The organism is Microbacterium sp. NPDC058269, assembly GCF_042881445.1.
Classification (GTDB): domain Bacteria; phylum Actinomycetota; class Actinomycetes; order Actinomycetales; family Microbacteriaceae; genus Microbacterium.
On the sequence record NZ_JBHVXT010000002.1, the window covers coordinates 848,309 to 872,357 of the forward strand.

Below are 24,049 nucleotides of genomic sequence, written 5' to 3' on the forward strand. Positions count from 1 at the left end.
CGGGGTCTCGTTCGGTCTGCGGACGGCGCGCTCGACTGGCGACGGCCCGCTCGTCACAAGCGGCACGGGGGACGTGCTTCTCCCGCCGGCTCACAGGGCGGGAGAAGGCGCTCCTCAGTAGTGGACGGAGACCTCGAGGCCCTTGGGAGACCAGTCGTAGACGTACTTGGCGAGGTCGATCGGCAGGTTGACGCAACCGTGGCTCATGCGCTGGCCGAAGTTGTTGTGCCAGTACGTTCCGTGGAAACCGATGTTCGGTGCGAACCAGGTGATCCAGGGCACGTCCTCGGTGCAGTACGGAGCACCTTCGTAGCAACCCATGTCTTGGATGCGGGTGTGTGCGAAGACCTTGAAGTTGCCCGTGGGCGTCAGTGTTCCGGGCAGGCCGGTGGAGACGGCCCACGAATTCACGACGACGTCGTTCTCGTAGAGGACGGCCCGCTGCGAGCTCAGGTTGATGTCGATGCGGCGGAACAGGCTCACCGTCTCGAACGGTGTCTCGGTGACGGACAGGGCGAAGGCACCGTTGCCTGCCGCGAGCTGCTGGGCGAACTGATCCGCGATCCCCGAAGTGTCTCCGACTGCGCGGCCGGCGACGCCTTCCTGCTCCGCGCGAAGCACGGTGCCGGCGGAATCGACGATGTTCGTCGCGTTGACCGGGGCACGGTCGACGAGCGGAGGAAGGCCGTCGACCGTCGCCTGGATCGCCTGCGGATCGGCCTTGATGCTCAGCTGGCCGTCATCGTCGATGACCGAGAGCCAGGAGGCGGCGACCGCTGGGTCGACCGGCACGGTCCGCTCCGCACCGACGTAGAAGCCGATCGTCGGCAGCATCGTGTTGAGGGTGGTCGCGGTGGCCGTCGCGTCGTCGTCGGAGACGGCGGGCAGTGCCTCGGCTGCATCCCCCGAGTACTCGAAGGCGCTGCGGCCCTCTCCGACCGCCGCGGTGAAGGCGGCGTTGAGGTCGGCGACATCGATTCCGGTACCGGGTTCGGAGGGGGTGATGACGAAGGCGCCGCTGGCGGCGTCGAAGACGACACCCGCATCCACGGGATCGTCGAAGCTGGTCGGCACCGCGCCGCGCAGGGCGTCGGTCGCCTTCGTGGAGTCGAAAGCGATCTCTGCGGGGACGGGATCGCCCATCCATGCGCCGAGATTCCAGAGCGGATGCTCGGCGAAGGCCGTGTCGGCCAGCGCGGTCGCGTCGACGTCCACGCCGAGGTCGGCACCGGTGAGGACGGCGCCCTCGCCGTCACCCGTGAGCGTGACCTCGGTCTCGGCCAGGTGGGAGTTGACAGCGTCAGCGGCGGCTCCGGGCGTCATCCAACCGACGGGGATCCCGGCGACCGTGGTGCCCGGTGCGATGAGAACCATCGATGCAGCACCGGCACCGAGGGCGACGACGCCGAGGCCCAGACCGATCCAGAGGCCGAGCCGGCGCTTCTTGGGCGACGGTTCGATGGGCGCCCAGGCGAGAGGCTGCTCGCCTGTGGTGGGCGGGACGGTCTCGATGGGAGCATCGGTGGGCGCCAGCACTGCGGTGGGCGCGGAGTCATCTCCATGCGCCTCGGCTGCTGCGCCCGGCGCAGAAATCAGATCGGTCACGAACTTCACCCCCCGGCTCTCAAACGTGTCCTGACGTCCAATGGTACGGGATGGGAGGTAACGGGGAGGCAACGGTCCGTGATACCGTTCCTCCCCGCGCCGCGGATGTCAGTCGATGATGGCGATTCCGTCGATCTCGACCAGCATCTCCTCGCGCGGCAGGCCGGTGAAGACAGTGGTGCGCGAGGGCAGGACGCCGTCGGTGGTGTGCGCGGTGACGAAGGCGCCGTAGGCATCGTTCATGATCGGGAAGTCCTCGCGCTTGGTGAGGTAGACGCGCAGCATCACGACATCGTCGAACGTCGCACCGGAGGCTTCGACGATCGCCTTCACGTTCTCGAGTGTGCGGGTGGTCTGGGCGGCGACGTCTCCGGGGAACAGGTACTCGCTCGTCTTCGGGTCGACGGGGCCCTGGCCGGACACCTGCACGAACGGGCCCTTGCGGATTCCCTGCGAGAAGGTGTGGGCGGGTGCGGGGGCGGCGTCGGTGGAAACTCGGATCTTCGCGGTCATGCCGCCAGCCTAGTAGCCTTGTTAGATGCCTCTACAAATTCCGGATCCCGTTCTCGGCGCCTGGACGAAGGGCTTCCCGGCGCGCGCCGCGGGACTCCCTCTCTCGGAGGTGGCCGACGCCGATCTGCACCTCTCCGATCTGGTCACCCCGGTGCTGACGGTGCACGAGGCCGCACTCTCGCACAACGAGGAGATCGTGTTCGCGTGGGCCGCGGATCAGGGGGTGCTGCTCGCGCCGCACGGCAAGACCACGATGGCTCCCGCCCTGTGGCAGCGGCTGCTCGACGCCGGCGCATGGGGGATCTCCGTCGCGACGCCCTGGCAGGCCGAGGTGGCCGTCGACGCCGGCGTCTCGACCGTGCTGATCGCGAACGCGGTCACGGATCCTGCCGCCGTGGGTCGACTGGGGGAGCTGCTCGCTGCGGACGAGGGATTGCGTGTGCTGTGCTGGGCCGATTCCCTCGATGGGGTCGTGATCCTCGCGGAGGGCATGCGCGACGCCACGCGGCCGCTGGATGTGCTGGTCGAACTCGGCGGCGTGCACGGTCGCACCGGTGCACGGACGGTGGAGGAGGGGGAGCGGATCGCGCAGGCGATCTCGGTCGCGCCGGGACTGCGCCTCGCCGGCGTCACGGGATACGAGGGCCCGTTCGGGCCGGATCGCAGCGAGACCTCCGTCGCCGCCGTCGATGCTTACCTCCGGACGCTCGTCGAGCTGCACGCGCGCCTCGAGTACCCGGACGATGTGCGCCCCGTGCTCAGCGCCGGCGGCAGCTCGTTCCCCGATCGGGCGGCTGTGGTGCTCGCGACCGCAGGCGCCGAGACGGATGTCGTGCTCCGCTCCGGCGCCTTCCAGATCCACGACGACGGCTTCTACTCCCGGATGTCGCCGTTCGGCCCGCTCACGGGGACCGCGCCGCTCCGCTCGGCGATGCACGCGTGGTCGCGTGTGGTGTCGCAGCCCGAAGACGGCCTCGCACTGCTCGATGCCGGTCGGCGCGACGTGCCCTTCGACCTCGACCTGCCTGTTCCGCAGAGCGTCGCCGGCGAGATCACCGCGCTGAACGATCAGCACGCGTTCCTGAGCCTCGCGGATGACGCGACGGTCGCCGTCGGCGATGTCGTGCGGCTGGGGCTCTCGCACCCGTGCACGGCGTTCGACAAGTGGCGGGTGGTCGCGGTGATCGACGACCCTGACGCCGCCGACCCTCGCGTGATCGGAGCGGTGGCGACATGCTTCTGAGCGCCGAGAAGGCCGCCGCCGGGCTCGTGCGGGTCTTCCGAGGAGCCACCGTCATCGATGGGACGGGTGCGCCTCGGTACGTCGCCGACGTCGCCGTGGAGGGGGCGAGAATCGTCGCGATCCTCCCGGAGGGGATCGCGGACTCCGAGCTCGAACTCCCCGATGGCGCGGTCGAGGTGGCTGCCGCCGGTCTCGTGCTGGCCCCGGGGTTCATCGATATGCACGCGCATAGCGAGCTCGCCGTGCTGACCGGCGCAGCGCACGACGCGAAGATCCGCCAGGGCGTCACGACCGAGGTGCTCGGGCAGGACGGGCTCGGCTACGCGCCGCTCGACGAGGCGACGGCCGCCGTCATCCCGGCGCAGATCGCCGGGTGGAACGGGATGCCCGCCGACGTGCCATGGCGGACGATGGACGATCTGCTCGCGGCGATCGACGCCGCAGCGGTCGCGAATGCCGCCGTCCTCGTGCCGCAGGGGAACCTGCGCATGATGGTCGTCGGTCATGAGAATCGTCCGGCGACGTCGGCCGAGGTATCCGCCATGGCCGACCTCCTGGGCGAGGCGCTGGACGCGGGAGCGTTCGGAATGTCGAGCGGTCTCACCTACACGCCGGGGATGTACGCCGACACCGCCGAGCTCGAAGCCCTGTGCCGGGTCGTCGCCGAACGCGGCGGGTACTGGGCGCCGCACACCCGCAGTTACGGGGGAGGCGCGCTCGAGGCGTACCGGGAGGCCCTCGACATCGGTCGTCGTACCGGATGCCCCGTGCATCTCACCCACGCCACCATGAACTTCGCCCCGAACCGCGGGCGCGCGGATGAGCTCCTGGCTCTGGTCGACGAGGCGATCGCGGACGGCGTGGACGTCACCCTCGACACCTATCCATATCTGCCCGGCGCCACCACCCTCTCCGCTCTGCTGCCGAGCAGGCTCGCGGCGACCGGCGATCTGCTCACCGCCATCGCCGGGCTCGATGCCGCAGGCCGCGAAGCCGTGCGTGTGGAGTTCGAGGAGATCGGCTGCGACGGCTTCCACGGGGAGAAAGCCGATTGGACGCAGATCCAGATCTCCGGCACGGCGAACCCCGCACTCGCCGCCCTCGTCGGACGCACGATCGCCGAGATCTCCACCACGACCGGCCGTCGTGCCGTCGACGTCGTGCTCGACACGATCCTCGAGGACGCCGGTGCCACCGGAATCCTCATGCACATCGGCGACGAGGAGAACGTCCGCGCGATCATGCGTCATCCGCGCCACGCGGGCGGCAGCGACGGGATCTTGATCGGTGCCCGTCCGCACCCGCGCGGGCGGGGCACGTTCCCGCGGTACCTCGGGCACTACGTGCGCGAACTCGGCATCCTCACCTGGGAGGAGGCCGTCCGGCACCTGGCGGGGACTCCGGCCAGACGTCTGGGGCTCGATCGCGGTGACGCTCCCCGCGGCGTCGTCCGGCAGGGCGCGATCGCCGACCTGGTGCTGTTCGATCCCGAGACCATTGCCGCAGGCGCGACGTTCGATGCGCCTCTCACCGCCCCGCACGGCATCGTCGAGGTGCTGGTCGGAGGGGTTCCTGTGGTGTCGGACGGCGACGCGACCGGCCGCACTCCCGGCCGTGCGCTGCGGATGCCGCCGCCCCCGCACCGCGCGACGGTGCCGCGGATCGACTCCCGCATCGATCCGGCCGCTCCCGGATTCGTGTGGACGGACCGGACGCCGATCCTCGCCGCGCCCGATCTCGCCGCCGCCGTCGCCAGGCTGGGTGCCGTCGCAGCGCTGGGGGGTCGCGGGGGCGCCGACGAGCTTCCTCCGATCCGCCTGGTGGTCGACGAGACCCTCGGTGCGGATGCGACAGCGGCGGGACGCATCGGCGATGAGGCCTTCCGCGTGACCGTGAGCGCCTCCGGCGTCGAGGTCAGGGGCGCGAGTCCCGTCGGGGTGTTCCGGGGCGTCACCACGCTGCGACAGCTCAGGGACCCGGAGGCAGCGACGGCGCTGATCCCCACCGGCATCTGGGAGGGCGCACCGGCATACAGCTGGCGCGGGACCATGCTCGACGTCGCCCGGCACTTCCGGAGCGTCGACGACGTCCGCCGGCTGATCGACATCCTCGCGGACCATCACCTCAACGTCCTCCACCTGCACCTCACCGACGACCAGGGATGGCGCTTCGAGGTGCCGGGGTTCCCGCGGCTCACCGAGGTGGGCGCGCGGCGTGAGGCCACGCAGCTCGGACACGGCCCGCTGTCGACCGTCGAGGTCGGCGTGCACGAGGGCTTCTACACGACCGCGGACCTGCGTGACCTCGTCACCTACGCGCGCGATCGATTCGTGACCCTTGTGCCCGAGGTCGAGCTGCCAGGACACATCCAGGCGGGTCTCGCCGCCTACCCCGAACTCGGCAACGTCGATGTCGGGGACCCGATTCTCTCCGCCTGGGAGCGCTTCGGGGTCAATCCGCGCACCCTCGCGCCGACGGATGAGGCTCTGACGTTCGGTCGCGCCGCGATCGACGCGTTGTGCGATGTGTTCGACTCGGAGTGGATCGGGATCGGCGGTGACGAGGTGCCGGTGACCGAGTGGGCGGAGAGCGCCGCTGCCGCTGAGCGGATGCGAGAGCTCGGTCTCGACTCCCCGCACGATGTGCAGCCGTGGTTCACGGAGCACTTCGTCGCGCACGTCCGTGCCCGCGGTCGCACCGCCCTCGCCTGGGACGAGGTCCTCGAAGGGGATGTGCCCGACGGGGTGCGCATCCTGGCGTGGCGGGGCCCTGCCGCGATGCGTGAGGCGCTGCGTCTGGGTATCGAGGTCGTGGCGTGTCCCGATCTCGAGGTCTACCTCGACTACCCGCAGTCGGAGTCGGAGGAGGAGCCGATCAGGGTCGGCCCGCCGCTGACGATCGAACGGGCCTACTCGCTGCGCGTCGAGGACGGCGCGGTGGGAGGGCAGGCGAACGTGTGGAGCGAGCATCTGCCGACCAGGGATCGCGTCGACTTCGCGATGTTCCCGCGTCTCTCGGCGATTGCGGAGAGACTCTGGGAGGGAGGCGAGGCGAGACCGTACGCGGACTTCGGACGGCGTCTTCCGATGCACCTGCGCCGGCTCGCCGCCGCGGGGGTGCGGTATCGTCCCCTTGACGGGCCGGAGCCTGCACAGCGCCGCCCCGGCGTGCCGGGGAAGCCGCTCACGATCGCCGCTCGGGAGCAGATCGTCGCCGGGCTGGTGGAGCGTCTCCTCGAGCGCTCGAACACGGTCGTCGCCGACGATCGAAAGTAATGTAACGTTTCGGTAACCCTCCTCGCGCGTCCGCGAGCAGAGGTTGCGCAAATTTTGTTCGTAAGGTCTACTAACAAACATGTCCGTTTCGGATGAACAGCGTTCCGCATCGCCGTCAGAGTACGTCGGTGCGAATGCGCACGCCTTCGGCCCAGGGCGCCACCTGCGCTCGCGATCCAAGGTGCTGCCCGAGCACGCGCGCGGACACAACCGCGCCCTGGTGCTGCAGACGCTTTACCACGCAGGGGCGATGAGTCGCGCCGACCTCTCTCGGGAGACGGGGCTCACCCGGGTCACGATCTCCGACCTGGTCGCCGAGTTCATCGCCGACGGCATCGTCATCGAAATGGGCGTGCGTGAGGCCGTCGGTCCCGGCAAGCCACCCATCCTCATCGACATCGACCGCTTCGGCCACCAGATCGTCGGACTCGACCTCTCCGGCCCCGACGCCTTCACGGGTGCGGTGCTGAGCCTCGACGGCGACGTGCTCGAACGGCGCGAGGTGCCACGGCCGGAATCGCCCGACGGCGATGCCGCCTACGCGGCGCTGCTCGAGCTCGCGCAGACCCTGGTCGCCGCGTCGACCCAGCCGCTGCTCGGCGTCGGCATCGGCACCCCGGGCGTCGTGCGCCCCGACGGTCTCGTCCTCAGTTCTCCCAACCTCGGCTGGACGAACTTCCCGCTCGAGGCGAAGCTCGGCGTCGACCTCGACCTTCCCGTCCTCGCACGCAATGACGCCAACGCGGCCGTGCTCGCCGAGTACACCTTCGGCGACGCGAAGGCGGACTTCATGCTGATCAAGATCGGCAAGGGCGTCGGTGCCGGCCTCATCACCGGCAGCCAGCCCCTGCTCGGCAGCCGCTTCGCCGCGGGGGAGATCGGACATGTCGTCGTCGGAACCGACGGCGGACCGCGCTGTGCGTGCGGAAAAGACGGCTGCCTCGAAGCCTGGCTCAGCGTCAGCCGCCTCGGTGCGGCGATCGCTGCCGATCCCGACGGGCGCGACGAGATCCTCCGCGATGCGGGAACGCGCATGGCGATCGCCATCGCCCCGATCGTCGCGGCCCTCGACCTCTCCGAGGTGGTGCTCTCCGGCCCCGCTGAACTGCTCGGCGGCATCCTCATCGACGCCGCCATCGAGACCCTGCACGCGCGAACCCTCGAGGGAGTGTTCGAAGACGTCGTGGTGCGTCTGACGCACCAGGAGGACATCGTCCTGCGGGGAGCCGCCGTGATGGTGCTCTCCGGACAGCTGGGAGTGTCGTGATCGTCACCTCCACCTTCACCGACACGGCGGGGAGCAGCATCCGATGACGGGTGCGAGCACTGCCGACCGCCCCGGTCGGCGGATTCGAGTGGGCCTGGACGTCGGCGGCACCAAGATCGATGCGGTCGCCGTCGACCCCGCCGGCGACATCCGCGGACGACTGCGCCGACCGACGGGGTGGGGCGATGATGCCGTGGTCGAGAGCATCGTGACGGCCGTGACGGCCCTCGCAGACGAGAGCGGGTTCGCTCTCTCGGATGTCGGCTCCGTGGGCATCGGCATCCCCGGACTCGTCGACGCGGAGGCCGGACGCGTCGATCATGCGGTCAACCTCGGTGTGGAGTCCCTCGACCTGGCCGCGAAGGCCGAGCGCGCTCTCGGCGTGCCCTTCCGGGTGGAGAACGACGTGAAGGCCGCCGCCCTCGGCGCCGCCGTGCTGAGCGGAGTCGCCGGTTCGATGGCCTACCTGAACCTCGGCACGGGCGTCGCCGCCGGCATCGTGATCGACGGCCGCATCTGGCGCGGCGCCCGGGGAACGGCTGGCGAGGTCGGTCATCTCTCGGTCGACCCCCGCGGGCGCCTGTGCGGCTGCGGACAGCACGGATGCGTCGAGACCTTCTGCGGCGGGGGTGCCTTGGCCAAGGCCTGGGGGCGTCCCGGTGCGCTGCCGATCCGGGATATCTTCGACGCGGCGGATGCCGGCGATCCGCTGGCGCTCTCCCTTCGCGACGACCTCTACCACGGCGCCGCAGCCGCGGTGCGTGTGCTCGTGCTCTCCGCCGACGTGGAGACGGTGGTCATCGGGGGAGGGCTCACCGCTCTCGGCGACCGGCTCGAGAACGGTATCCGTGCGGCCCTCCATGCCGGCGCCGAGGCGTCACCGTTCATGCGGTCGCTCCGCCTGGATGAGAGAATAGAACTGCTCCCCGCGGGCTCTCCCGCTGCCGCTTTCGGCGCCGCACTGGTCGGCGCATCCATCACCGAGAAGGAGATCGTTCCGCATGGCTGAGGTCGTCATCGTCGAGAATGCCGAGGCCGCCGGCGCTTTGGTCGCCACCGAGATCGTGGAGCTGATCGCCCGTCGTGCCGACGCGGTCCTCGGTCTCGCCACCGGATCGACTCCGCTGCCTGTGTACCAGGCGCTCCGCTCCCAGCTCGCCGGTCGCGACGTCTCGCAGGTGCGCGGCTTCGCCCTCGACGAGTACGTCGGCATCGACCCGGCGCATCCGGAGAGCTACCGCTCCGTCATCACCCGCGAGGTCGTCGAGCCGCTCGGACTCGACCCGCAGCGCATCCACGTCCCGAACGGCGCGCAGGCCACGATCCAGCACGCGGGCGACGACTACGAGACGGCCATCGAGGCCGCAGGCGGAGTCGACCTGCAGATCCTCGGCATCGGCACGGATGGACACATCGGGTTCAACGAGCCGGGCTCATCCTTCGCATCGCGCACCCGCGTGAAGACGCTCACGGAGCAGACCCGCGAGGACAACGCCCGCTTCTTCGACTCGATCGACGACGTGCCCATGCATTGCATCACGCAGGGACTCGGAACGATCCTGAAAGCGCGTCACCTCGTGCTGCTCGCCTTCGGTGAGGGAAAGGCCGAGGCCGTCGCCGGTGCCGTCGAAGGCCCGCTCACCGCGCTCCTGCCCGGATCCGCGATCCAACTGCACCCGCACGCGACGATCGTCGTCGACGAAGCGGCGGCCTCACGCCTCGCGCTCGCCGACTACTACCGCTACACGTTCGCCAACAAGCCGTCCTGGCAGGGCATCTGATATCCGCCTGACGCCCCGCCCCGGCGCGCTCACGCCGCCGGCGCGGGCCAGGCGATCGGGAGCAGGTGTTCGAGGCTCAGCGGCGCCAGCGGAAGCGTGGCGACGTCTGCGGGAGTGATCCAGCGCAGCTCCGCGAGCTCGGCCTGAACGGTCACGGCTCCGGGATCGACGGAGGTCGCGAAGGCCTCGGCGACGACTCTGTGGCCGGGTTCGTTCGCGGCCGCGGAGACGAAGGTGCCGAGCGGGCGGAGAGCGGACTCGTCGAGCACGAGCCCCAGTTCCTCGTCGAGCTCGCGGATCAGCGTCTGCGCCGCGGATTCCCCGGCCTCGGGCTTGCCGCCCGGCTGCATGAACATGGACGTGCCCTGCTTGCGGACGACCAGCACCCGCCCGGCCTCGTCGACGATCACGGCTGCGCTCACATGGATGTCAGGCATCGGGGCTGAACACCTTTCCGGGGTTGAGGATGCCGAGGGGGTCGAACACCGCGGCGATCTGACGCTGGAGCCGCCATTGGTCGTCGCCCAGCTCGTCGGCGAGCCAGCGGCGTTTCAGGATGCCGATGCCGTGCTCGCCCGTGAGGGTTCCCCCGAGGCGGATCGCGGCGCGGAAGAGCTCGTCGGCCGCCGCCCAGACGTGAGGCGGTGTCTCCGATCCCTCGAACACGAAGTTCGGATGCAGGTTGCCGTCGCCGGCGTGGGCGACCGTCGGGATGGTGATGCCGTAGTCGCGTTCGATGCGCGCGATCTCGTCGAACATCGCCGGCATGGCGCTGCGCGGTACCGAGACATCTTCGATCAGTGTCGTGCCCAGCGACGCCATCGCCGCGTGCATCGAGCGGCGGACGGCGAGGAGACGCTCGCCTTCCGCTCGGTCGTGGGACACGATCGCGACGCCGTCGTGGGCGCGCAGGATCGCGGCGATCGCGTCCGCTTCGACGGCCGCGGCCGGTCCGTCGGTCTGGATGGTCAACTGGGCCGCCCCCGGAGTCGGGGCGGGGAGAGCGAGGAGCGCATGTACGGCAGCGAGACTGGCCGCGTCCATCAGTTCCATGATCGCCGGCTGCACGCCCGCCGCGGTCACGTCGGCCGAGGCGGCGGCAGCAGTGCGTACTCCCGGGAAGGTCGCGGTGACGGTGCAGGTCTCGCCCGGCACGAGTCGGCGCAGCTTGAGAGTGGCTCCGACCACGACGCCCAGTGTGCCTTCGGAGCCCACGACCAACGCGGTGAGATCAAGACCGGTCACGCCTTTGACACTGCGGTGTCCGAGGTGCAGCAGCCTGCCGTCGGCGAGGACGAGGTCGACACCGAGGACAGCGTCGCGCACGACCCCGTACTTGGCGCAGAGCAGCCCACCGGCGCCTGTCGCGATGTTGCCGCCCACCGTGGAGATGTCGCGGCTCGCGGGGTCCGGTGCCCACCAGAGACCGTGCGTGGCGAGTGCCGCGTTGAGATCGGCGTTGAGGATGCCGGGTTCGACGACCGCGAGCAGGTCGTCTGCGCGAATCTCCTTGATCGCGGTCATCCGGCGCAGGGACAGCACGATTTCGCCCGTACCCGCGTTCGCGGCACCGGCGAGACCCGTCCCGGCACCGCGCACCACGACGGGCGTGCGGGTGGCTGTGGCGATGCGCATGGTCTGCTGCACATGCTCGACCCGCTCGGCGTGGACGACGGCGAGAGGCCGACCAGCGGCCGCATGACCGGAGCGATCGGCCCTGGCTTCCTCCAGCGAGGTCTCGTCGGTGTCGACGAGCGCTCCGAGAGACTCCCGGAGAAGGGAGAGGACGCTCACGATGCGGTGCTCACGACGGTGTGCTCACGACGGCGGGCTCACGCCAGGGCGCGTCGACCGCTGAGCACACCGGCGACCACGGCGACAAGGGCGAAGGCAGTGCCGATCAGCGCCTGTCCCATCGACCACCAGGCGATCGTGACGCCGACGTAGATCAGAAGCTCGACGGCGGCGCGAAGGAACGGATGCACGCGCAGGACCGGCCGCGGCGACAGGAAGAGCGCCCAGACCAGGATCACGATGACGGGTGCTCCGATGCCGATGACGATGTTCCAGGGGAGGTCCCAGCTCGCGAAACCCCACAGGGCGAGAGACGCCACGGCGACGACGAGGACGACAGCGCGGACGATGTCGAGAGCGGTGATGACCGGACGGTCGACGCCGGGAACGGGAGTGGGATCCGAGGACATGGATCCAGTCTATTCGGCGACGGGCGCGTCCTCGGCCGGTGCAGCGGCCGGGTCGACGGGTGCCGCGACATCGGCGGCCCGGGCAGCGATCGGTGCCTGCTCGACGGGAGCAGGAGCGGGAGCGGCTGGCTCGGCCACGACGGGCGCGGTCTCGACCGGGGCGGGGGCGGCGGGTGCCGTCTCGGCCGGCGTCGGGACAGTGGAGGTGGCGTCCACGGGTGCCGTGGCAGCCTCTGCCGGAGCTTCGGCGGCGACGAGGGCGTCGTCGCCGGGCGCCGAGGTGACCGGAGCTGCTTCTGCGGAGAGCACCTCGACAGGAATCTCCTCGATCGGTCCGTCGATGATCGGCCGGTCGGGCTGAAGCTCGAGCAGCGACGGGGTCACAGAGAGCCCGGTGGTGCCGTTGTCGAAGATGTACCGGAAGCTGACGAGTGTCGAGCGGGCGAAGATGTACTGGAAGGTGTCCGGTCGCAGGTCGATGGTTCCTGCTCCGCTGTCGTCGAGGACGATCTTGTCGCCGCCGCCGTGGCTGCCGTCGAGCAGCGCCTCGACCGTCGCGCCCGGGATGCCGGTGATCGGCACGCTGTAGTGCACGGTCAGCTCATCGAACCAGATGGTCGCCGTTGCCCACTCGGGAACGTCGGTGGGAATGGCCGGGTCCACGGGGTCGACCGGATCGACGGGCTTCTCGGGTTCGACGGGCGTGGCCGGCTCGACCGGGGCCGTGGGAGGCACGGTGGCGGGTGGCGGTGTGACGGCCGGACCGGACTGATCGGCGCCGGGCTGCGGGTTCTCGTCTGCGACCGGGGGTGCGGGAGTCTCCTCCGGCACGGTGACGGGTGGTTCGATGACGACCGGCTCGTCGAGGCTCATCTTCTCATCCGGTCCGACATCTGCGGAGATCGACGACGGATCCTCGTCTCCGGCGTTCGGAAGCGAGGTCGCGGGATCAGCGCCGGCGAGTCCGGGGACGATCGCGGCAGCAGCGACGACGCCGGCGACCACCAGCGCGGCTGACCCTACGCCGACGAGTGCACCGATCCCGGTGAAGACACCACCGGAGGATCCCGCGCCGGCGGAGGAACCCGCCGTGCCTCCCGCGGAGCCGCCCGACCCCGAGCCGCCGCCACTGGCGAGGCCCGTCACGGCGTGCGTGGCACCGGGGTCGCCGGCGAAGACGGCGCCGGGGATGCTCGACGGCATGGCCGCCAGTGCGACGATGGGCGTGCCTGCACCCTGCAGCGTGGCGAGGTAGCCGGCAGCGCCGGTGACGCCGAGGACGAGAGGGAGCAGCACGAGGGCGAGACGCTTGGAGACGTCTTTCGCCTCGGCGGCGACGATCATGCACCGGGCGCACTCGTCGAGGTGCAGTTCGAGTCGCTTGTGGTCGCGAGTGCTGAGGTTGCCGCGCGAGTACGCACCCAGGTGCTCGATGGTCCACTGGCACTCGGATCCGTCTTCGGCGCTGCGCAGGTGCGCCTGGATCCAGGCTTCACGGAGACCTTCGCGGGCGCGGAACGCCAACTGCGATACGGCGCCGGCCTTCATCCCGAGGAGAGGCCCGACCTCCTGCGGCTTCATCTGCTCGATCTCGGTGTACCAGAGCACCTCCTGCCAACGAGAAGGAAGGCTGCGGAAGGCCTGCGCGGTGAGGCTGCGATCGAGCGCCTCGCTCGCAGCCTGGTCGGTCGTGTCAGGGTCGGCGACCGTGTCGAGCTCGTCGATCGCGGTCTCTCGGCGTGCACGTCCCCAGCCTGCCGCGGTGTTGCGGATGCTCGTGAACAAGTAGGCGCGGAAGGAGCCGTTGGGCCCGCCGCCCTTGATGATCGCCTGATAGATGCGCGTGTAGGACTCCTGCACGAGGTCGTCGGGGTCGATCGAGGAAGTGACCGAGCGCGCCACGGAGAGCCCCGACGGGTAATGCCGTCGCCAGAGTTCACCGAACGCCTCCGTGTCTCCCGAACGGGTGCGGAGGATCAGGTCGGCGTCGCCGATCGTTTCGTCGTGAGTCGTGTTCTCTTCGTGCACAATCATCCATCTGTCGCCGGGCGCAGGTGCGCCTCCACGGGAAGAGACGCATGAGAGCGCCTCTCATCACGCGACTTCTCCATTCTCTCGCGAATCTCCCAGGGAAGCCACCCTTGCCGCGAACTCCGAGCCGATGCTCGGGTTGCGCAGAGGTGCCCGCAGTCTCGCGTGACCGGTGATCGACACCCTTTCGAAGTTTTTTCGGGAAGTCGCGTAATGAATCGGCGCGGGCACCGTCTCATCCCATGTAGACAGCCGTAAGGGTTCCACCGGGGGGCGGGATCCAGGCACTGGCGCGGGGGCATTCGCGCCGGTCGGGCAGGTCGGGAGCCTCGGGGGAGGAGAGCCCGGCCGCCCGTCTCACGAAGGGGAACGAGGCCGCCGATCTGGGGAACGGCGGCCTCCCACACGTTCGGTCCGAGGATCGAGAGGGCTTCTCGAAGTTTTTCGGGAAGTCGCGTAATGAAACGGGATGAGCGTCGTCTCATCCATAGAGACAGCCGTAAGGATTCCACCGGGGGGCGGAATCCAGGCACTGGCGCGGGGGGCATTCGCGCCGGTCGGGCAGGTCGGGAGCCTCGGGGGAGGAGAGCCCGGCCGCCCGTCTCACGAGGGGGAACGAGGCCGCCGATCTGGGGAACGGCGGCCTCCCACCCCATCACACACGCATGACCGGAGAGCGCAGAGCTGCGCGTCGCGCGCGGCGCCGTCTCAGACGAGCAGCCGTGGTCCTGACCACACGCGCGCGACGCGCAGTTCCGCATCCATCAGCACGGCATCGCCGAGCATTCCGATGCGGAGGCTGCCGAGGGCGGAATCGCGCCCGATCGCCCGTGCCGGGGTCTCGGTCAGCGCGCGGACGGCTTCGGGCAGAGTCACGCCCGCCCGCACTGCACGCTGCAGGGCCACGTCCTGCGTGAGTGTCGAACCGGCGATCGACCCGGTGTCATCGGTTCGGGCCACGCCGTTCTCGACCGTGACGCTCACCGCGCCGAGGTCGTAGTGGCCGTCGGCGCTTCCTGCTGCTGCCATCGCATCGGTGATCAGGGCCACCCGCCCTGGCGCGGAGTCGAACACGAGCTTGACGACGTGCGGGTCGAGGTGCACGTCGTCGGCGATGGCCTCGAGCACCACCCGATGATCGGCAGCAGCCGCCAGCACCGGTCCCGGAGCGCGGTGGTGGATGCCCGGCATCGCGTTGAAAGCGTGGGTGAGGATGGAAGCTCCCGCCTCGAACGCCGCCACCGCCATCGGGGCATCCGCATCCGTGTGGCCGACCGCGGCTGCCGATCCCGCAGCCACGATCTGCCGGATCGCGTCGAGTCCACCTGGAAGCTCCGGCGCGATCGTGACCTGACGGACGGTGCCGCGACCGGCATCGAGCAGTCGGGCGACGTCCACGGGCGCCGGGTGACGCAGCAGCGACAGCTCGTGCGCGCCGTGGTGACCGGGATCGAGGAACGGCCCCTCGAGGTGGGAGCCCAGGATGTCGGCGTCGGTCTCGGTCAGATCGGCGATGAGCGCGACGCTGCGGGCGAGAGAGTCCAGCGAGGCCGTGACGAGCGAGACGACAGCGCGGGTGGTGCCGTGTGCGCGGTGCAGGTCGCGTCCGGTGCGGATCGCCTCCACGCCGTCGTCGAACGCGGCTCCGGCTCCGCCGTGTCCGTGGATGTCGACGAACCCGGGCGTGAGCAGGGCGCCCGACCCGGCGACGGCCCTCGCGTCGACGACCTCATCGGCCGACGTCCACTCCGATCCGGTGCCGCGGGCGGTCACGATGCCGTCCTCGATGCGGACCCAGCCATCCTCGACGACGTCGCCGCGATCGACGATCCGAGCGGAGTGGATGACCAGCGAACCGGTGGCGGAGGAGTGGGTGCTCAACGTGCGCTCCAGGGGATCTCGTCTGCGGGGTGGAAGTCGACCCCCTCAGCTTTCCACAGCGGCGCGAGCGCGCCGACGCGCACGCGGAACGACTCCCATTCGCGCTCCGGTGCCTCTCTCGGCGACCAGGCGACCTCGGCCTGAGCCGCAGCGCGCGGGAACACCAGCTGCTCGACCTCGCCGAGCGTGCGGGTGGTCTCGGACCAGAGCGGAGCCTCGACGCCCAGGATCGCAGTGTCCGGCACGTCCAGCACGGCGGTGGGCTCCCATTCGTACGCGGAGCGGACGTCGATGATCGCCGCCCAGGTGAGGCCGAGCGGGAAGTCCTCCGTGTATTTCATGTCGAGGTAGGTGACATCTGCCGCCGACATGATGAGGGCGCCTCCGCGCTCGACGAAGTGGGTGGCCTCCTCGGCATGCGTGCCCTCGGGGGTGGTCTTGCCCCAGTACTGTCCGACGGTTCCCTCGGCGATGTTCGCTGCGGAGCCCATCTCGTGCCAGGCCACGGGGATCTTGCCCGCTTCCACGACGATCGTGGTCGTGCGCTCGGCGAACAGGTCGAAGTCGGCCTGGGGAGTGCCGAGGGACTCGTCGCCGCCGATGTGGATGTACGGTCCGGGGGTCATCTCCGCCAGCTCGCGGACGACGTCACGGACGAAGTCGTAGGTGCGCTCGTCGTGGATGCGCACGCTGGAGTGGCCGACGCCCCAGCCGAGATACGTCTCTCCGGCGACGGGCAGCGGCTGGCCCAGTCGCGCGGAATCGGCGATGAGGTTGTCGTTGAGCACCGGCGCCTCGACGAGCTCGGGGTAGGCGACGCCGATCGCGTGGGTGTGACCCGGCAGATCGATCTCCGGGATCACGATCATGTGACGGGACGCGGCATACGCCACGATCTCGCGGTAGTCGTCCTTCGTGTAGAAGCCGCCGGGATCGCCGTCGGCCGATGTGGCGGAGGCACGCTCAGTCAGCAGCGGCCAGGAGTCGATGTGCACACGCCAGCCCTGATCGTCGGTGAGGTGCAGGTGCAGGTGGTTGAACTTGAGGGCGCTGGTGCTGTCGATGAACTTCTTCACGTCGTCGACGCCGAAGAAGTGCCGAGCGACGTCGAGCATGACGCCCCGTCGCGGGAAGCGCGGGGAGTCGGCGACATCGGCGCCGAGCAGCGCCCAGCCGGAGTCGTCCTGGCGCAGCAGCTGCAGCAGCGTCTGCAGACCGTAGAAGAGCCCCGCCTCATCGGCGCCGACGACGATCGCACGATCACCGATCTCGAGCGTGTAGCCCTCTGGCGCCGAGGAGTCGGGGTCGACGAGCAGTTCGATCTCGGCGGGGGCCTCATCGGCGTTGGAGAGCCGGATTCCGGTGCGGCACTCGACCGCCTCGATCAGCTGGGCGACGGCGGGGGAGGGGCCGAGCACGCGCGTCGTCGCGGTGATCGGCATCCGCCCTTCGCGTGCGACGGCGGACACGGGCGCGGGCACGAGCGGGAGAGGATGAGGAAGGACCATGAACAAAACCTACCCGTCGGCGTCGCCGAGCGGAATGGCAGAAGTCGAATCGATTCTGCGACGACGATCCTCATGTCAACGTGCGCGGCCTCCCGCATCGGCTATGCTCGTAACCGTCGCGACTGGCGTCTGGGTGGACTACCACCGGGGAGCGACTGACCACGGAATTCGACCGCGCGCCTGGGCCGATAGGAACACCCCTTTCGAATCCGTTGTCAAAGGAGCACGTCATGACCGACCGTTACTTCAACGCCCCGCTGTCCGAGGTCGATCCCGAGATCGCTCAGGTCCTGGATCGCGAGCTGAAGCGCCAGCAGACCTTCCTCGAGATGATCGCCTCGGAGAACTTCGTGCCCGTCTCGGTGCTGCAGTCGCAGGGCTCCGTGCTCACGAACAAGTACGCCGAGGGCTACCCCGGACGCCGCTACTACGGCGGCTGCGAAGAGGTCGACGTCGCCGAGTCCCTCGCCATCGAGCGGGCGAAGAGCCTGTTCGGTGCCGAGTTTGCGAACGTGCAGCCGCACTCCGGTGCGTCGGCGAACGCGGCGGTCCTGCATGCGATCGCGCGCCCCGGCGACACCCTGCTCGGCCTGTCGCTGGACCAGGGCGGCCACCTGACGCACGGCATGAAGATCAACTTCTCCGGTCGTCTGTACGACATCGTCGCCTACGGCGTCGACCCCGAGACCTCGACGATCGATATGGCCGAGGTGCGCCGTCTCGCGATCGAGCACAAGCCGAAGGTCATCATCGCCGGCTGGTCGGCCTACCCCCGCACGATGGACTTCGCGGCCTTCCGCGCGATCGCCGACGAGGTCGGTGCGCTGCTCTGGGTCGACATGGCGCACTTCGCCGGTCTGGTCGCCGCTGGTCTGCACCCGAACCCGGTGCCGCATGCCCACGTCGTCTCCTCGACCGTGCACAAGACGATCGGTGGTCCGCGCTCGGGCTTCATCCTCACCAACGACGCCGATCTCGCCAAGAAGATCAACACCGCGGTGTTCCCCGGTCAGCAGGGCGGCCCGCTCATGCACGTGATCGCCGCGAAGGCGACGGCGTTCAAGCTCGCAGCCACCCCGGAGTTCAAGGAGCGCCAGGAGCGCGTGCTGCGTGGTGCGAAGCTGATCGCCGAGCGCCTGTCGCAGCAGGATGTGAAGGACGCCGGCATCGCGGTGCGCTCCGGCGGCACCGACGTGCACCTGGTGCTGGTCGACCTGCGCGACGCCGAGATCGACGGCAAGCAGGCCGAAGACCTGCTGCACGACATCCACATCACGGTGAACCGCAACGCCGTCCCGAACGACCCCCGTCCGCCGATGGTCACCTCGGGGCTGCGTATCGGCACCCCGGCGCTCGCGACCCGTGGTTTCGGCGACGTCGAGTTCACCGAGGTGGCCGACATCATCGCGCTCGCGCTGCTTCCCGGTGCCGATGTCGAGTCGCTGCGTGCCCGCGTCGACACGCTCGCCGCTGCGTTCCCGCTCTACCCGGACCTGCAGCAGTGACCGCGAAGATCCTCGACGGGAAGGCCGCCTCGGCGGCGATCCGTGCGGAGCTGACCGAGCGCGTCGCCGCGCTGAAGGAGCGGGGGATCACGCCGGGCATCGCGACCGTGCTCGTCGGCGCCGACCCGGCCTCGCAGCTCTACGTGGGCATGAAGCACCGGCAGTCCGAGGCGATCGGGATGAACTCGATCCAACGCGAGCTGCCCGCCGACGCCACGCAGGCCGACGTCGAAGCCCTGATCGACGAACTCAACGCCGACCCCGCGTGCCACGGCTACATCGTGCAGCTGCCGCTGCCGAAGCACCTCGACACCGACGCGATCCTCGAGCGGATCGACCCGGCGAAGGATGCCGACGGGCTGCACCCGACCAACCTCGGGCGTCTGGTTCTCAACGTCAACGGGCCCATCCACACCCCGCTGCCGTGCACACCGCGAGGGGTGATCGAGCTGCTGCTGCGCAACGACTACGACCTCAAGGGGAAGCACGTCGTGGTGGTCGGGCGCGGCGTCACGATCGGTCGATCGATCGGCCTGTTGCTCACGCGGCGCGATCTGAACGCCACGGTGACGCTCACGCACACCGGCACGGTCGACATGCCGCGCTATCTGCGTGAGGCCGACGTGATCGTCGCCGCCGCAGGGGTCAAGCATCTGATCCGTGCAGAAGACGTCAAGCCCGGTGCTGCCGTGCTCGACGTCGGCGTGACGCGCGAGACCGACCCCGAGACCGGCAAGAGCCTCGTGTTCGGCGATGTCGCCCCTGGGGTCGCCGACGTCGCGGGGTATCTCTCGCCGAACCCGGGCGGCGTCGGCCCGATGACGGTCGCGCTGCTCATGACGAACGTCGTGGAAGCGGCCGAGCGGTCGCTCTGACGAGGCTCGGCACTCGAGGCTCGGCACTCGGCACAGGAATGGCGCCCTCCCGGTGACGGGATGGGCGCCATTCTCCATTCGGGGCGCGTACGCGAACGGATCAGCCCAGCTCGTCGAGCATCCGCCGCTGTTCGGGCGTCAGCCCGTCGCTGAGCTCGTCACGGGCTGCTCTGGACTCGGGTGATTCGGTTGTGGAGGTGAGCGCGGTCTTCGTTCCGCCGCCCTTCACGCGCGCCTGCACGGAGTCGTAGATCTCGCCGGCCTTCGCCCGGAGTCTGTCGTCGATCTGGTCGTAGATCATCCACCCGAACAGCAGCGCCAGCGGCGGCAGCACGAAAGCCCAGAAGCCGGAGGCGCGCACACCGCTCAGCCATACGGTGAGCACCCAGATGATGAGCTCGACGAGATACACCAGCACGTACTGCACGACCTTCTCGCCGGTCTTGGTGCGCTCGGCTGCCGACTTCGCCGCGGACGTGCGGAAGGCGCCGGCGAGCAGGGGCTTCACGAACAGTGCGGCGAGGGTCAGGACGACGGAGGCCCACAACGCGTTCAACCCCACCGAGACGCCGGGGAGCAGCAGGCCGATCAGCAGCAGCGCCGCGACGTTGAACACGTAGAGCGCGGCGAACCGGACGATTCCGTTCTTCATGCGACCAGAATCCCATACCTCCGGCGGGCGATCACCCCTGTGCGTGCAGGGTGCTCTCGATGCCGCTGATGCGGGCCTGCTCGTCGAAGCGGAAGGTCGCGGTACCTGTGACATCCGACACGGTCGCACCCGAGAACGATTCATCGGTCCACGTGAGGGTCCAGCCTGCGAGTCGGGCCAGGTCCCAGACCGCGGTGCGCGCGTCGGGGAGATTCGCGCCGGAGAGCACTCGAGGCAGCGCGATGACCGCATCCGCCACGGTGAGAGGCGCCAGCGGTGCATCGAGCAGGAACACGGCACGGGTCCCGTTGCCGACCGGGGCGGAGTAGTAGGGGGAACGGCCGGTGAGCTCGACCGCGACCCCGCCGACCGTGTGCGCGGCCTGGGCGATCCACTCGTCATCGGCCGACACTTCGGTGGGGAACGGGACCTCGGCTGTGGTCAGCTCCGCGATACCGTGCTCGCTGCCGTACGCGTGCAGCTGCGCCGCGACACCCTGGGGGTCGCCGCTCGGGTGTGCCCAGGCCCACAGGAGCGACCGCGGGCCGGGCGCGATCGTCGCGATCAGGTGCGCGCGGGCCACGAGCTGGCGCGACGGATCGGCATCGGCCGTGAAAGTGAGGGTGCCGGCGGCCAGGTCTGCGTCCCAGCGGTGCTCGCCGAGGGCGTCGGCAGCGGCGGAGAGAGCGTCCTGTCGGAGCGCGACGAAGAGAGCGGCACGGTCGGCGAGGGGCTGGAGCGCGGCGAAGGTCATGCCGACAGTCTCGCGGTCGATGCTATGAATCCGCTAGTTCACGCGGGATCGTCGCGGCTTCCGGACGTCCCATCCGCCACACGCTCGGCACCATCAGGGTGGCCAGAGCGATCACCGCGTACACCGCACCGGAGGTGATGAGCACGGTCGCGGGGTCGGCGTGCGTGATCAGCCAGCCGTACACGAGGGTGCCGATGGGCATCACGACGAAGCTCCCGAGCATGTCGTAACTCGACACTCGGGAGAGTTTCTCGCCGGGGATGTTCTCCATCATCGCGAGGTTCCATCCGGTGCTGAAGACCTCGGCGCCCGCGCCCGCGATGAATGCGGCCATGGCGAGCAAGACGACGGCGGGGTGGACGCCCAGCATCGTGACAGGGATCGCGAAGGCCGCCATGCCGATCATCCCGTAGCGCAGTGGTCGTCGCAGCGGGAACCACATCAGCAGCAGGGTCATGAGCAGCACACCGGCGCCCTCGGCGCTCACGACCCAGCCCCACCCGGTGATGCCCAGCAGGTCGTTGTTCTTCGCGATGTACGGACCCACCACACCCCACGCGCCGACGTGGATGGCGTTCATGACCATGAAGGCCAGCACGATCGTCCAGAGCCAGGAGCGACTCCAGAACTCGCTCCAGCCGACACGGAGGTCGTGGAACATCGTGGTGCCGCCCGCGTGCGACGGGGGAGGGAGCTTCACGAGAGCCAGCACCGGGATCGCGATGACCCAGCCGGCGGCTTGCACCACCATCGCCCAGGCCGGCCCCGCGGTCGCGACCAGGATGCCCGCGATGATCGGACCGCCGATCGTCACAGCAGAGCGCACGAACGACAGCATCGCGTTCGCCTGCTGCAGATGCTCCGGAGTCGTCAGCTGCGGGATGATGCCCTGCATCGCGGGCAGCACGAACGCGGTGGACGCGCCGTTGACGATCGAGAGCACGACGAGCAGCGGGATCGTGGCGTTGCCGGTGAAGAGGAGCGCGGCGATCGAGCCGATCGAGAGGATGTCGACGACGTAGCAGGCCTGGATGATCAGCGCCCGTGGGAGGCGGTCGGCGACAACGCCGCCGAACAGCACGAACACGATGTTGCTCACCGTGAATGCAGCGAGCACGAAGGACAGCGACCGCGCATCGTTGTCGATCTCCAGAACCGCGAAGGCGAGGGCGATCGACGACATCGAACCCGCGATCATCGTGATCGCGCGGGCCAGGAAGAACCACCGGAAGTTGCGGTCCCGCATCGCGGCGAGCCCGCGGCTCACCTCACGACCTCACTCCAGTGCATCCGGCCATCCTGCCACGGGGCATGACCTTTCGAATCGCGCAACTGGTCGCTTCGGGGCCGGAAATACGACCAGGTGCGCGATTCGAAAGGGTCAGTAGCTGGCGCGGGAGGTTGTGTCGACGGAGTTGAAGCGGGCGGCGAGGGCTTCGGATGCTCGGGCGAGCAGGGCGACATCCGCGCCGACCGCCACGAAGTCGGCGCCCGCGGCGAGGTAGGCGTCGGCAGCGGCAGGGTCGAACGCGTTGACACCGACCGCCTTGCCCGCAGCCTTGACCGCGGTGAAGACCTTCTCGACCGCAGCCGTGACATCGGGATGGGTCTGCTGACCGAGCAGGCCCATCGACGCAGACAGGTCGGAGGGGCCGACGAACACCGCGTCGACGCCGTCGACCGCGGCGATGTCCGCTGCGGCCTCGACGCCGGCGGCCGTCTCGATCTGCACGGTGAGGGAGATGTGCTGCGCGGATTCCTGCAGGTAGCGATCGACGCGGTTCCAGCGGGCGCTGCGCGCCAGAGCGCTGCCCACTCCGCGCACGCCCTCCGGCGGGTAGCGGGTGGCGGCGACGGCGGCACGGGCCTCGTCGGCCGACGACACCATCGGCACGATCAGGTTCTGCGCCCCGAGGTCGAGGACCTGCTTGATCGCGACGGTGTCATTCGACGGCACCCGCACGAGGGGAGCGATCGGGTACGCGGCGACGGCCTGAAGCTGCACGAGCACGGATTCGAGCGTGTTGGCCGAATGCTCCATGTCGATCAGGAGCCAATCCAGGCCTGACCCCGCGGCGACCTCGGCGAGCAGCGGGTTGCCGGAGCAGACCCACATGCCCACGAACGGACGATCGGAGTCCGCGAGCTGCTCGCGGAACGAGGGGGCTAGACGAAGCGGCATGCAATTGTTCCCATCGGTCCGTAATCGCACAGCACTTCATCGCCGCGCGACACCCACATCGGGCGCGTGAACGATCCTGCCAGGATGATCTCCCCGGCCTCGAGACGCGCGCCGTGCTGGTGGAACTTGTTCGCGAGCCACGCGACCCCGGTGGCCGGATGACCGAGCACGCCGGCCGCGACACCGGTCTCCTCGATCTCGCCGTTGCGGGAGAGGACCCCCGGAACCCAGCGCAGGTCGATCTCGTCGGGACGCTTGTGCACGGTGCCGAGCACCATCGCCCCGTAGGCGGCATTGTCGCTGATCGTGTCGACGATCGTGCGGCCCTCGAGCTCGATGTGCGAGTTCAGCACTTCGAGTGCCGGCACCGCGTAGTCGATCGCCGCGAGGGCATCCTCCAACGTGCAGTCGGGGCCTTCGAGCGGTCGCTTGAGGACGAAGGCGAGCTCCACCTCGATGCGCACGTTCGAGAAGTGATCGACCGGGATCTCGGCGCCCGACTCGTACACGGTGTCGTCGAACATGACGCCGTAGTCCGGCTCGGTGATTCCCGTGGCCTGTTGCATCGCCTTGGACGTCAGCCCGATCTTCCGACCGACGAGTCGACGGCCCGCGGCGATCTGCGAGTCCCGCCAGACCCCCTGGATCGCGTACGAGTCCTCGACCGTCGCCTCCGGATAGCGTGCCGTGATACGGGGGATCACCGCATGCGTGCGATCGGCCTCCGCGAGCTCCGCCGCGATCCTCGTGATCGTGTCTGCTGACAGCATCCG

The 24,049-nt window shown here is 69.5% G+C and carries 20 protein-coding genes and 1 riboswitch; of the genes, 7 read left to right on the forward strand and 13 right to left on the reverse strand.

The window, feature by feature from the left end:
- Positions 1-114: 114 nt before the first annotated feature.
- Both ACFVWL_RS12485 and ACFVWL_RS12490 read right to left on the reverse strand, forming a co-directional pair.
- The gene (locus ACFVWL_RS12485) at positions 115-1,605 is read right to left on the reverse strand and encodes a L,D-transpeptidase family protein (protein WP_387183030.1); all 1,491 of its coding nucleotides are present in this window, start codon (positions 1,603-1,605) and stop codon (positions 115-117) included.
- Between the two features lie 108 nt (positions 1,606-1,713).
- The gene (locus ACFVWL_RS12490; protein ID WP_387183033.1) at positions 1,714-2,118 is read right to left on the reverse strand and encodes a RidA family protein; all 405 of its coding nucleotides are present in this window, start codon (positions 2,116-2,118) and stop codon (positions 1,714-1,716) included.
- A 25-nt stretch (positions 2,119-2,143) separates the two neighbouring features.
- On the opposite strand from ACFVWL_RS12490, the gene ACFVWL_RS12495 reads away from it, so the two are divergent.
- The 5 genes from ACFVWL_RS12495 (at position 2,144) to nagB (ending at position 9,684) form a co-directional block, all read left to right on the forward strand.
- A complete protein-coding gene (locus ACFVWL_RS12495; RefSeq protein WP_387183037.1) occupies positions 2,144-3,361 on the forward strand; it encodes an amino acid deaminase in 1,218 nt (405 codons plus the stop codon).
- Positions 3,352-6,636 carry a family 20 glycosylhydrolase gene (locus tag ACFVWL_RS12500; RefSeq protein WP_387183040.1) on the forward strand — a complete coding sequence of 1,095 codons (3,285 nt, stop codon included), beginning with the start codon at positions 3,352-3,354 and terminating at the stop codon, positions 6,634-6,636. Before ACFVWL_RS12495 ends, ACFVWL_RS12500 begins: the two co-directional genes overlap by 10 nt.
- Before the next feature lie 79 nt (positions 6,637-6,715).
- Positions 6,716-7,903, forward strand: coding sequence for an ROK family protein (locus ACFVWL_RS12505; RefSeq protein ID WP_387183043.1), 1,188 nt, complete (start codon positions 6,716-6,718; stop codon positions 7,901-7,903).
- 43 nt (positions 7,904-7,946) lie between these two features.
- Positions 7,947-8,912, forward strand: coding sequence for an ROK family protein (locus ACFVWL_RS12510; protein WP_387183045.1), 966 nt, complete (start codon positions 7,947-7,949; stop codon positions 8,910-8,912).
- Positions 8,905-9,684 carry a glucosamine-6-phosphate deaminase gene (nagB, locus tag ACFVWL_RS12515; protein WP_387183048.1) on the forward strand — a complete coding sequence of 260 codons (780 nt, stop codon included), beginning with the start codon at positions 8,905-8,907 and terminating at the stop codon, positions 9,682-9,684. Before ACFVWL_RS12510 ends, nagB begins: the two co-directional genes overlap by 8 nt.
- Positions 9,685-9,713: 29 nt before the next feature.
- On the opposite strand, the gene ACFVWL_RS12520 is transcribed toward nagB, so the two are convergent.
- The 6 genes from ACFVWL_RS12520 to ACFVWL_RS12545 form a co-directional block, all read right to left on the reverse strand.
- The gene (locus ACFVWL_RS12520; protein WP_387183051.1) at positions 9,714-10,121 is read right to left on the reverse strand and encodes an NUDIX domain-containing protein; all 408 of its coding nucleotides are present in this window, start codon (positions 10,119-10,121) and stop codon (positions 9,714-9,716) included.
- The gene (locus tag ACFVWL_RS12525) at positions 10,114-11,478 is read right to left on the reverse strand and encodes an FAD-binding oxidoreductase (protein WP_387183054.1); all 1,365 of its coding nucleotides are present in this window, start codon (positions 11,476-11,478) and stop codon (positions 10,114-10,116) included. Before ACFVWL_RS12525 ends, ACFVWL_RS12520 begins: the two co-directional genes overlap by 8 nt.
- A gap of 38 nt (positions 11,479-11,516) precedes the next feature.
- Positions 11,517-11,888 (reverse strand): YrdB family protein, encoded by a 372-nt coding sequence (locus ACFVWL_RS12530; RefSeq protein ID WP_387183056.1) that lies wholly within the window; start codon positions 11,886-11,888, stop codon positions 11,517-11,519.
- Positions 11,889-11,897: 9 nt separating this feature from the next.
- Positions 11,898-13,916: a sigma-70 family RNA polymerase sigma factor gene (locus ACFVWL_RS12535; protein WP_387183058.1), complete on the reverse strand. Its 2,019-nt coding sequence runs from the start codon at positions 13,914-13,916 to the stop codon at positions 11,898-11,900.
- 711 nt (positions 13,917-14,627) lie between these two features.
- Positions 14,628-15,800, reverse strand: coding sequence for an N-acetylglucosamine-6-phosphate deacetylase (gene nagA / locus ACFVWL_RS12540; RefSeq protein WP_387183061.1), 1,173 nt, complete (start codon positions 15,798-15,800; stop codon positions 14,628-14,630).
- Positions 15,797-17,308: a family 20 glycosylhydrolase gene (locus ACFVWL_RS12545; protein WP_387183064.1), complete on the reverse strand. Its 1,512-nt coding sequence runs from the start codon at positions 17,306-17,308 to the stop codon at positions 15,797-15,799. Before ACFVWL_RS12545 ends, nagA begins: the two co-directional genes overlap by 4 nt.
- Positions 17,309-17,416: 108 nt before the next feature.
- A riboswitch (ZMP/ZTP riboswitch) is annotated at positions 17,417-17,501 on the forward strand.
- A 37-nt stretch (positions 17,502-17,538) separates the two neighbouring features.
- Between ACFVWL_RS12545 and glyA the strand changes: the two genes are divergently transcribed.
- Positions 17,539-18,813 carry a serine hydroxymethyltransferase gene (gene glyA / locus ACFVWL_RS12550; RefSeq protein ID WP_387183068.1) on the forward strand — a complete coding sequence of 425 codons (1,275 nt, stop codon included), beginning with the start codon at positions 17,539-17,541 and terminating at the stop codon, positions 18,811-18,813.
- Positions 18,810-19,688 (forward strand): bifunctional methylenetetrahydrofolate dehydrogenase/methenyltetrahydrofolate cyclohydrolase, encoded by an 879-nt coding sequence (locus tag ACFVWL_RS12555; protein WP_387183071.1) that lies wholly within the window; start codon positions 18,810-18,812, stop codon positions 19,686-19,688. Before glyA ends, ACFVWL_RS12555 begins: the two co-directional genes overlap by 4 nt.
- Positions 19,689-19,788: 100 nt before the next feature.
- On the opposite strand, the gene ACFVWL_RS12560 is transcribed toward ACFVWL_RS12555, so the two are convergent.
- The 5 genes from ACFVWL_RS12560 to ACFVWL_RS12580 form a co-directional block, all read right to left on the reverse strand.
- Complete coding sequence (locus ACFVWL_RS12560; RefSeq protein WP_387183074.1) at positions 19,789-20,340, reverse strand: hypothetical protein; 552 nt, start codon at positions 20,338-20,340, stop codon at positions 19,789-19,791.
- 31 nt (positions 20,341-20,371) lie between these two features.
- Positions 20,372-21,094: a DUF6882 domain-containing protein gene (locus ACFVWL_RS12565; RefSeq protein WP_387183077.1), complete on the reverse strand. Its 723-nt coding sequence runs from the start codon at positions 21,092-21,094 to the stop codon at positions 20,372-20,374.
- Positions 21,095-21,116: 22 nt separating this feature from the next.
- Positions 21,117-22,361 (reverse strand): MFS transporter, encoded by a 1,245-nt coding sequence (locus tag ACFVWL_RS12570; RefSeq protein WP_387183080.1) that lies wholly within the window; start codon positions 22,359-22,361, stop codon positions 21,117-21,119.
- A gap of 114 nt (positions 22,362-22,475) precedes the next feature.
- Positions 22,476-23,276 (reverse strand): HpcH/HpaI aldolase/citrate lyase family protein, encoded by an 801-nt coding sequence (locus tag ACFVWL_RS12575; protein ID WP_387183085.1) that lies wholly within the window; start codon positions 23,274-23,276, stop codon positions 22,476-22,478.
- Positions 23,261-24,046, reverse strand: a complete 786-nt coding sequence (locus ACFVWL_RS12580; protein ID WP_387183088.1) for a 2-keto-4-pentenoate hydratase — start codon at positions 24,044-24,046, stop codon at positions 23,261-23,263. The genes ACFVWL_RS12575 and ACFVWL_RS12580 overlap by 16 nt, the downstream gene beginning before the upstream one ends.
- Positions 24,047-24,049 lie beyond the last annotated feature (3 nt).